Annotated in this window: 10 protein-coding genes; 2 read left to right on the forward strand and 8 right to left on the reverse strand. The window is 68.2% G+C overall.

The window, feature by feature from the left end; translation table 11 throughout:
- On the forward strand, positions 1 to 412 hold a 412-nt coding region (locus tag G3O00_RS35580; RefSeq protein WP_206145785.1), incomplete at its 5' end, for a phosphatidylglycerophosphatase A.
- A gap of 31 nt (positions 413 to 443) precedes the next feature.
- The gene (locus G3O00_RS35585) at positions 444 to 944 is read left to right on the forward strand and encodes a CinA family protein (protein ID WP_174934185.1); all 501 of its coding nucleotides are present in this window, start codon (positions 444 to 446) and stop codon (positions 942 to 944) included.
- 39 nt (positions 945 to 983) lie between these two features.
- Here the strand turns inward: G3O00_RS35585 and G3O00_RS35590 are convergent, their stop codons facing one another.
- The 8 genes from G3O00_RS35590 to G3O00_RS35625 form a co-directional block, all read right to left on the reverse strand.
- Positions 984 to 2,042, reverse strand: coding sequence for a haloacid dehalogenase-like hydrolase (locus tag G3O00_RS35590; RefSeq protein WP_206145786.1), 1,059 nt, complete (start codon positions 2,040 to 2,042; stop codon positions 984 to 986).
- Between the two features lie 222 nt (positions 2,043 to 2,264).
- A complete protein-coding gene (gene pyrF, locus G3O00_RS35595; protein WP_011350899.1) occupies positions 2,265 to 3,092 on the reverse strand; it encodes an orotidine-5'-phosphate decarboxylase in 828 nt (275 codons plus the stop codon).
- Between the two features lie 39 nt (positions 3,093 to 3,131).
- A complete protein-coding gene (locus G3O00_RS35600; protein ID WP_206145787.1) occupies positions 3,132 to 4,193 on the reverse strand; it encodes an aldose 1-epimerase in 1,062 nt (353 codons plus the stop codon).
- 49 nt (positions 4,194 to 4,242) lie between these two features.
- The gene (locus tag G3O00_RS35605; protein WP_206145788.1) at positions 4,243 to 5,049 is read right to left on the reverse strand and encodes an SDR family oxidoreductase; all 807 of its coding nucleotides are present in this window, start codon (positions 5,047 to 5,049) and stop codon (positions 4,243 to 4,245) included.
- Between the two features lie 29 nt (positions 5,050 to 5,078).
- The gene (gene araH / locus G3O00_RS35610) at positions 5,079 to 6,095 is read right to left on the reverse strand and encodes an L-arabinose ABC transporter permease AraH (protein WP_043191339.1); all 1,017 of its coding nucleotides are present in this window, start codon (positions 6,093 to 6,095) and stop codon (positions 5,079 to 5,081) included.
- Positions 6,096 to 6,165: 70 nt separating this feature from the next.
- The gene (araG, locus tag G3O00_RS35615) at positions 6,166 to 7,677 is read right to left on the reverse strand and encodes an L-arabinose ABC transporter ATP-binding protein AraG (RefSeq protein WP_206145789.1); all 1,512 of its coding nucleotides are present in this window, start codon (positions 7,675 to 7,677) and stop codon (positions 6,166 to 6,168) included.
- Positions 7,678 to 7,744: 67 nt separating this feature from the next.
- Positions 7,745 to 8,740, reverse strand: coding sequence for an arabinose ABC transporter substrate-binding protein (locus G3O00_RS35620; RefSeq protein WP_011350894.1), 996 nt, complete (start codon positions 8,738 to 8,740; stop codon positions 7,745 to 7,747).
- A gap of 102 nt (positions 8,741 to 8,842) precedes the next feature.
- Positions 8,843 to 9,622 (reverse strand): SDR family oxidoreductase, encoded by a 780-nt coding sequence (locus G3O00_RS35625; RefSeq protein ID WP_206145790.1) that lies wholly within the window; start codon positions 9,620 to 9,622, stop codon positions 8,843 to 8,845.
- Positions 9,623 to 9,696: the final 74 nt, after the last annotated feature.

A 9,696-nucleotide genomic window follows, 5' to 3' on the forward strand; every position in this document is an offset into this window, starting at 1 on the left:
AGCTCCGATCATGCCCGGCACGTTCGGCTCGCTGTTCGGCTGGCTCTCGTTCGTCGTGCTCAACCGCTACCTGACGGTGCCCGAATGGTGGGCGCTGATCGCGGTCGGCTTCGTGGCGGGCACGTGGCTCACCGGTTTCACCGCGAGGAAGATGGGCTCGGCCGATCCGGGCGCCGTCGTCTGGGACGAGATCGTCGCGATCTGGCTCGTGATGCTGTTCGTCACGCCCGCGACCTTCGTCGGCCAGCTGTGGACGTTCGTCGCGTTCCGCTTCTTCGACATGCTCAAGCCGCCGCCGATCCGCTATTTCGACCGCCGCCTGAAAGGCGGGCTCGGCATCATGGTCGACGACCTGGTCGCCGCGTTCATGACGCTGCTCGTGATCGCCCTGTGGCGCTCCGTCGTCGGCTGACCGATTTCCCGACTCCCGTTTCCCGACGCGCATGCCAACCGATTCCGTCGTCCATCAGCTTGCGATTCGCGCAGGCAACAAGTTGCGTGACGAGCACCTGGCGCTCGCCACCGCCGAATCCTGCACCGGCGGCATGATCGCCGCCGCGATCACCGACATTTCCGGCAGCAGCCAGTGGTTCGAGCGCGGCTTCGTCACGTACTCGAACCAGGCCAAGATCGAGATGATCGGCGTGCCGCCCGACCTGATCGACAAGCACGGCGCCGTCAGCGAGCCCGTCGCGCGTGCGATGGCCGAAGGCGCGCTGCGCAACAGCCGCGCGCAGGTCGCGCTGTCCGTCACCGGCATCGCAGGCCCCGCAGGCGGCAGCGAGAAGAAGCCGGTCGGCACCGTGTCGTTCGGCTGGAGCAACCGGCTGCATACCGACGTGGAGACGCTCGTGTTCAAGGGCGACCGCGACCAGATCCGCACGCAGGCGGCCGCGCACGCGCTGCGCGGGCTGCTGAAGCTGCTCGACGAGCGCGAGAGCTGATCGGACCGGGGGCGCTCGCCGGCTCCCCCGCTTGCCCGCTTACTGGATCGCGTCGGGCTTCACGACGATCCAGTTCTTGTCCGCCGTCACCGGCAGGCCGAGCGCCTTCTGCTGCGCGGCCGATTCATCCGACCATGCGCGGATCTGCGCCATCTGCTTGTCCTTCTTGTTCACCCACACGCGCACGCCGCCGCGCGCGACGTCGGTCGCGTTCAGCAGCATGTAGCCGTCGGACGTCGGCGTGTCGCCCGCGACGAGCACCGGTTTCTTCCACTGGTCGATCCAGCCGACGATGGAACCGAGCTTGCCTTCGTACCACGTCATCGGGTTCATCAGGAACGGCGTGATCACCAGGCTGCGGTTCGCGGCCTCGTCGTACTTGCCGGCCTTGATCTGCAGCCGCGAGGTGGTCAGCGCGCCCGTCGCCGGGTTGCGCAGCAGCGTCGTCACGCCGATCACGTTCTGCGGCTTCACGTTGTAGCCGTACTTCGGGTCGGACAGCACGAGCCGCGCGAGCTCCTCGTGCGCGGCCGTCATCACGTAGACCTCGATCCCGTTCTCGCGCAGCGCGTTGTAAAGCTCCTGCATCCCGCGGAAGAAATGCGGCGGGCTCACCGTGCCGTCGACCACCTTGTCGCCCTGCCAGTAGCGGATCGGGATCGGCTTGCCGTCGGCGAGCATCGCGTCGACGTGACGCTTCAGGTCGGCCAGCGACTGGCCGGCGAACGCCTGCGCGATCCACGGGTAGCAGACCAGGTCGTCGATCTCGCACAGCCGGTAGTAATAGCTCGTCAGCGATTCCTTGTAGTCGGCGGAATCCTTGAACGGGATCAGCTTCAGCGACGGGTCGAGCGTGTCGCGTGTCAGCACGCCGCGATTCTCGAGGTACGGCAGCAGCGACTCCTCGAGGTCGTAGCGGTAGGTCGTGTTGTCGGCGTCGAACACCGCGTAGTCGCCGCGGTGCGCGTGCGCCGCGATCATCGCGTTCAGCGCCTTCGCGCTGTCGGCCGGCCAGTGCGAGAGATCCGCCGCATGGGCGAACGTCATGCACAGCGATGCGGCAAAGGCGCTCAGAAGACGGCGGGACAGCTTGGGCATGGCGTCACTCCCTTTCTTGACATTTTCGTTACGGATCGATGACAAGCGGGAGCATCGCGCGACTAAATTGCGGGCATGCGGTGCGGAAGCGACGGGAAGTTGTCCGCGTGCGCCAGTGCGGGCCCGGCGGGAGGAGGAACGGGAAAACCGGGGGGAAGCGACGGGCTCGCGCGTGGGGGCCCGCCGGAACCGTCTGCCCGGGCGGGCAGACGGTGCAACCGATCAACGATGCGCGTTGATCGTGTCGCGGGTCTTCTGCGCGGCGAGCGCCGCGGCTTCGGCGAAATCCTCGCCCTTGCTCGCGTACAGGATCGCGCGCGACGAGTTGATCATCATCCCGGTGCCGTCGGCCGTGCGGCCCGCGTTGACGGTTGCCTGCACGTCGCCGCCCTGCGCACCGATGCCCGGAATCAGCAGCGGCATGTCGCCGACGATCCCGCGCACGATCTCGATTTCCTTCGGGAACGTCGCGCCGACCACCAGGCCGAGCTGGCCGTTCTTCGCGTTCCACTTGTTCGCCGCGAGGTCGGCGACGACCTGGTACAGCGGCCGGCCGTTCGTGTCGAGGAACTGCAGGTCGGAACCGCCCGGGTTCGACGTGCGGCACAGCACGATCACGCCCTTGCCTTCGTGCTCGAAGTACGGCTCGACCGAGTCGTAGCCCATGTACGGGTTCACCGTGACGGCGTCCGCGCGATAGCGCTCGAACGCTTCGCGCGCGTACTGCTCGGCCGTGCTGCCGATGTCGCCGCGCTTCGCGTCGAGGATCACGGGCAGGCCCGGATGCTGGAGGTGGATGTGGGCGATCAGCCGTTCGAGCTGGTCTTCCGCGCGATGCGCGGCGAAGTAGGCGATCTGCGGCTTGAACGCGCTCGCGTATTGCGCGGTCGCGTCGACGATCTGCCGGCAGAATTCGAAGATCGCGTCGGGCTGGCCGTCGAACTGCACGGGGAAACGCGACGGCTCGGGATCGAGGCCGACGCACAGCAACGAGTTGGTGCGCTGCCACGCGGCGCGCAGCGATTCGATGAAAGTAAGCGGGGAAGACATGGCGGGTACTCGCGGCAAACCGTTGGTAGACCGCGTATTTTACCCGCGTCGCCGGCGCGCCTCGCGTGTCGCGGCATTGCTGCGCGCATCGGCACGCTCGACGGTGAACGCGAAACGCCGCGTGAGCCGCTCGCCGGGCGCAAGCAGCGTCATCCCGTGCGCGGTCGCGCCGCCCGGCAGGTTCACCGCATTGATCGGATGATCGACCGGCTCGAAGCAGAAGAAATCCTCGCCGGGCGGCGTATAGAGCACGTATGCGTCGGCGTCGGCCGCCACCGTCAGCGACAGCCCGCGGCGCGGCCAGCTCACCGTCGCGTGGCCGCCCCAGCCGGTGAACGCATGATTGACGAGCGCGGCCGGCAGCGGATACGCGACGCCGAACTGCCAGGCCGGCGGCACGCTCACGTGCCGCACCGGCAGGAAATCGGCGCCCGACAGCCACAGCCCACCGGCAGCCGCGGCCAGCTCGGTCGCGGCGTCACGCACGAGGAACGGATGCACGCCGAGCCCGAACGGCAGCCGCGCGCGCCCCGCGTTCTCGATCGTCAGCGCGATCGACAGCGTCGCGTCGTCGAGCTCGAACGACTGGATCGCGCGGAATGCATACGGCGCGCCGGCGGTGCGATCGAGCGACAGTTGCAGCGACGTGCCGGTCGCATCGTCCACCTGCCACGGCGCGAGCCAGCCGTCGCCGTGGATCGGCAGCGGCTCGTCGCGGCGATTGCGCGGCACCGCGACGCGGCGCCCGTCGCATTCGAACCGCCCGTCGCCGATCCGGTTCGAGTACGGCAACAGCGGATAGCACGCGAGCTCGTTCGGGTCCGTCGCCGCCTCCGGGTGCTCGCAGCGGCGGAACACCGGCATCAGCGCACCGTTGTCGCCACGCCAGTCGAAGCGCGCGATGCCGCCGCCGAGATGCGGCAGCACGTCGAGCCGCAGCGATGCGTTCGACAGCGTGACGGCCGCCGCTTGCGCGGCGCCGACACCCTGCGCAAAGGCTGCTGTCTGCGGGCCGGGGCTGACCGGCTGCGCGGCGGCGGCCAGGCGCGCGCGGCGCGACTGGCTGGTGGACGACGATGCGTGCGAGGACGTGGCGGTCATGGTGAACTCCTTTCCTTCGTCGAAGAAACGATGCGGGTCGTGCGAACGGTCAGGCCCAGCCGCCGTCGACGATCACGTCCTGTGCAGTGATCATCCGGCTGTCGTCGGCCGCGAGGAACAGCGCCATCCGCGCGAGATCGGCGGGCAGCAGCTCGGCATCGAGACACTGGCCGGCCTTGATCGCCGCGCGGCCCGCGTCGTCGAGCCACAGCCGCCGCTGCTTGTCGGTCATCACCCAGCCGGGCACCAGCGAATTCACGCGGATACCGAACGGGCCGAGGTCGCGCGCGAGACCGCGCGTCAGCCCCTGCACGGCGGCCTTCGCCATCGTGTACACGGGATAGCCGCCGTTCTTCAGCATCCAGCTGATCGAGCCGAGATTGATGATCGCGCCGCCGCCCTGCTGCTTCATGTCGTCGATCACCGCCTGCGCGGCGAAGAACTGGTGGCGCAGGTTCACCGCGATGCCCGCGTCGAACGATTCGGGCGTCACGTCGCCGATCGCGTGGCGCGTGTCGTTCGCCGCGTTGTTCACGAGCACCGCGATCGCGCCGATGCGCGCGCGGATCGCGTCGATCGCATGGCGCAGCGCATCGATGTCGGTCAGGTCGCACTGGAGGAACAGCGGCGCATGACGGACGTGCGCGAGGCTGTCCGCCAGCGCGGTACCGGCCGCCGTGTCGAGGTCGACGAACGCGACGCGCGCGCCCTGCTCGGCGAAGTGTTCGACGAACGCCGCGCCGATGCCGGTCGCGCCGCCCGTGATCAGCACCGCGCGATCCTGGAGGCTCGGATACCGTGCATAGCGCGCGTGGCTCGCGGCGTGCGGGTCGTGCGCGGAAGTGTCGATGGTCATGCGGTTCGTCTCCGTAAGAGCGGATCGGGTCAGTCGCGGACGCCGCGGTTCTTCAACTGGTCGAGCAGCACGGCCGCGAGCAGGATCGCGCCGCGCACGAGGTACTGGTAGAACGCGTCGATGTTCAGCAGGTTCATCACGTTCTCGACGGTGCCCATGATCAGCACGCCGATCACGACGCCCGAGATCGTCGCGCGACCGCCCATCAGCGACACGCCGCCGAGCACGCACGCCGAGATCACGTTCAGCTCGAAGCCCTGCGCGGCGTTCGGCTGGCCCGACGTGATGCGCGACGCGAGGATCACGCCCGCGAGTGCCGTCACCGCGCCCTGGATCAGGAAGATGTACACGCGCGTGCGTTCGACGTTGATCCCCGCGAGCCGCGACGCTTCCGGATTGCCGCCGATCGCCAGCGTGTTGCGGCCGTATACCGTCTGGTTCAGCAGCACGCCGAACGCGATGAAGCACAGCAGCGTGACCCAGATCGGCAGCGACACGCCGAACAGCGACAGCCCGCCGAGCGCGATGAAGGTATCCGACGACACGCCGACCGCCTGCCCCTTCGACACGATGAAGCCGAGCCCGCGCACGATCTCCATCGTCGCGAGCGTAGTGATCAGCGCGTTGATGCGCAGGTACGCGATCACCGCGCCGTTCACGAAGCCGATCGCGGCGCCGGCCGCGACCGCAGCGACGATCGCGACGAACGTGTTGTCGGTCGCGTTCAGCACCATCGCGCACAGCACGCCGGAGAACGCGACGGTCGAGCCGATCGACAGGTCGAAGTCGCGCGACGCGAGACAGAACATCATCGTGCACGCGACCATCCCGATCTGCGAGATCGACAGCGCGAGGCCGAGCATGTTGTCGATCGAGAAGAAGTGATCGACGGTGAGCGACATCGTGATGAACATCACCGCGAAGATCGCGATCAGGCTGTATTCGGTCAGATGCTGCCACCACTTCTGGCGATCGCTCTGCTGCGGCACCAGCGCGTCGGCCGACGGCTTCACGGCGGCGCTGCCAAGGTTTTCGTTGACTTGCATGATTGTGTCTCCTGCTCCTGCATCGCGCGGCCCGCGCCGCGCGTGTCCGATTCGATTGTCGTGTTCCGTGTCAGGCCGCCTCGACGGCGCTCGTCTGCGGCAGCGCCAGGCTCAGCACCGCGTGCTCGTTCGCCTGTTCGCGCGGCAGTTCGCCCGCGATCCGGCCTTCGCGCATCACGACGATGCGGTCGGACACGCCGAGCACTTCCGGCAGCTCCGACGACACCATCACGATCGCGCAGCCGCGTTCCGCGAGCCGGTAGATCACGTCGTAGATCTCGTGCTTCGCGCCGACGTCGATCCCGCGCGTCGGCTCGTCGAGGATCACGACCTTCAGGTCGGGCTCCGCAAGCCAGCGCGACAGGATCGCCTTCTGCTGGTTGCCGCCCGACAGGAAGCGGATCTTCTGCCGCCGGCTCGGCGTCTTGATCTTGAGCCGCTGGATGAAACGGTCGGCCGTTTCGCTTTCGGCCTTGCGGTTGATGAAGAGCCCCGCGCGCAGCGAATGGCGGCGGCAACTGATGTTGATGTTCTCCGCGACCGACGCGATCGCGATGATCCCCTCTTCCTTGCGGTCCTCGGGGCACAGCACGATGCCGTGGCGGATCGCGTCGCCGGTGCGCTTCACGTCGATGCGCGCGCCGTCGAGCGTCAGCACGCCCGCGCGCCGGTGATCCGCGCCGTACACGAGCCGCATCAGTTCGCTGCGGCCCGCGCCGACGAGCCCGAAGAAGCCGACGATCTCGCCCGCGCGCACCGAGAAGCTCGCCGGTTCGCGCAATGCCGGGCCGTCGATGCCTTCGGCGGCGAAACGCACGTCGCCGAGCGCACGCGGCGCGTAATGGTAGATGTCCGAAATCTCGCGCCCGACCATCTCGGCGACGAGCCGTTCGCGCGGCACGTCGGCGAGCGATTCGTGCGACGCGATCTTGCGCCCGTCGCGGAAGATCGTGCACGCATTGCAGAGCCGGTAGATCTCGTCCATCCGGTGCGAGATGTAGATCAGCGCGCGGCCCTGCGCGCGCAGGTCGTCGACGAGCTTGAACAGCACTTCCGTCTCGCGATGCGACAGCGAGCTGGTCGGTTCGTCGAGCGCGATCACGCGCGCATTGCGCATCAGCGCCTTGCAGATCTCGACCATCTGCCGCTGCGCGATCGACAGCCGCCCGAGCTTCGCATCGGGATCGAGATCGACGCCCATCGCCGCGAGCCGCTCGCGCACGTAACGCTTCGCCTCGCGCTTGCGCACCCAGCCGAATGCATTCGGCAGGCGGCCGAGCAGCAGGTTTTCCGAGACCGTCAGGTCGGGCACGTACTGCAACTCCTGGTGAATCACCGCGATGCCGGCCGCGATCGACGCGGCCGCACTCGCGAACTGCACGGGCTGGCCATCGACCAGCACGCTGCCCGCGTCGGGCTGGTATTCGCCGCCGAGAATCTTCAGCAGCGTCGACTTGCCCGCGCCGTTCTCGCCCATCAGGCCATGCACCTCGCCCGCGTGCACGTCGAACGAGATGCCGTCGAGTGCGCGCACGCCAGGAAAGACCTTGCCGATATTGTCAAAACGCAGTGCCGCTGACACGTCGTCTCCCCACTTCCGGATCGATCGACCGCCGGCCGCCGCATCGCCGCGGCAGCCGGCGGGCCGCTTACTTCGACGCGAGCCCCATCTCGTCGCGCACCTTCGACACGTTGTCGCGCGTCGCGAGCATGCCGGTCGTCAGCGTCAGCGCCGGCGGTGCCTTGCCCTGCGTGATCCACGTGTACATCAGGTCCGAGGTTTCCTCGCCGTGGCGCTTCGGGCTGATGATCACGGTGCCGTAGAAGCCCGTCGGCTGCGGTTTCTTGAACTCGTTCAGCGCCGAATCGGAACCGCCGATGCCGATGCCGATCATGTTGTCCGCCTTGAAGCCGCGCCCTTCGGCCGCGCGCACCGCGCCGAGCACGGCCTCGTCGTTCAGGCCGTACGCCACCCAGTGCTTGAACTGCGGATTCTTCGTGAGCGCGATGTTCGCCGCGTTGAATGCGTTTTCCGTGTCGGTCTTCGCCTGCGGCGCCGCGATCACGTTCGCCTTCGGGAAGCCGGCGGCCACCAGCGCGTCGGTCGCGCCGCTCGTGCGGTCGTGCGCGGTCGGCAGCTGCTCGTAGGTGATGTCGATCGCGCCGACGTCCTTCATGTCCCAGCCGCGCTTCTTGATCTCGGCCGCGATGCCGTCGCCGACCTGCTTGCCGATGTTGTACGCGGAGATCCCCATGTGCGGGACCGACTCGATCGGCTTGCCCGCACCGTCGACGAGGCGGTCGTCCACCGTCATCATCTTCAGGTTGTGCGACTTCGCCTTCGCGACGATGCCCGGCCCGAGCTTCACGTCGGGCGTGCAGATGATGAAGCCCTGCGCCTTCTGCGCGGACAGGTTGTCGATCGCGCTCATCACCTTTTCACCGGACGGCGCGCCGATCTTCACCAGCGTGAAGCCCTTCTGCTTCGCGGCCATCTCGGCAAACTTCCACTCGTCCTGGAACCACGGCTCTTCCGGCTGCTTCACGAGGAAGCCGATCTTGACCGGATCGGCCGCGTGCACGACGGGGCTCCCGATCACCACCGCGGCCGCGGCGGCCAGCGTTACGAACGTTCTGCGTTTCATCTCCAGTGTCTCCTTGTCTTCATCGAACAGGATGCAGCCGCTTGTTGGTTTCGACGCAGCGTGCGCGCGGCCGTCGCACGTGCGGTCTTTCGAATCGTTGCGTCAGTCGTGATACAGCGCCGCGCGTCCGCCATCGACGGTGATGCACGCGGCATTGATGAACGGCGCCTCGTCGGACGCCAGGAACACGGCCGTCATCGCGACCTCCTCGGGCCGGCCGATCCGCTTCATCGGCTGCAGCGCGAGCGTCTCCGCGCGTGCGGCAGCAGGGTCAGGTTGCGCATCCCACCAGTCGCGCGTGAGCTGCGTCTCGATATAGCCCGGCGCGATCGCGTTCACGCGCACGTTGCGGGCCGCGTATTCGATGCCGAGCGCACGCGTGAGGCCCAGCACGCCATGCTTCGCGACCGGGTACGGAAAGCAGCCCGGGATGATCCTGAACGCGTGCGTCGACGCGATGTTCACGATGCTGCCGCGGCCGCGTTCGACCATCCCCTCCAGCGCCGCGCGGCAGCCGTGCCACACGCCGTCGAGGTCGACCGCGAAGCAGCGGCGCCAGTCGTCGTCGGTCATCGTCAGCGGATCGGCGAACACGTTGATGCCCGCGTTGTTCACGAGCACGTCGAGCGGGCCGAAGGCCGCCTCGGTCCGCGCCAGTGCCTCGCGCACCGCCTCCTGCCGTGCGACATCCGCCTGCAGCGGCAGCACGCGCGCACCGGCGATCTCCTGCGCAATCGCGGCGGCCGTGCGCTGCGCCTGCGGGAAGTCGAGATCGACGAGCGCAACCGCCGCGCCCTCGCGAACGAACGCGCGGGCGATCGCAGCGCCGATCCCTCGGCCCGCGCCCGTCACCATCGCGACCTTGTCCGCGAGGCGGCCCATCATGCAGCTCCGCCGCGCGCCGTGCGCAAGCCGGCCTGGAACGCGCGCGCGTTCGCCGCGGTCGCGTCGGCCGA

This window comes from Burkholderia sp. Ac-20384, from assembly GCF_017104605.1.
In the GTDB taxonomy this organism is placed as follows: Bacteria; Pseudomonadota; Gammaproteobacteria; order Burkholderiales; family Burkholderiaceae; genus Burkholderia; species Burkholderia lata.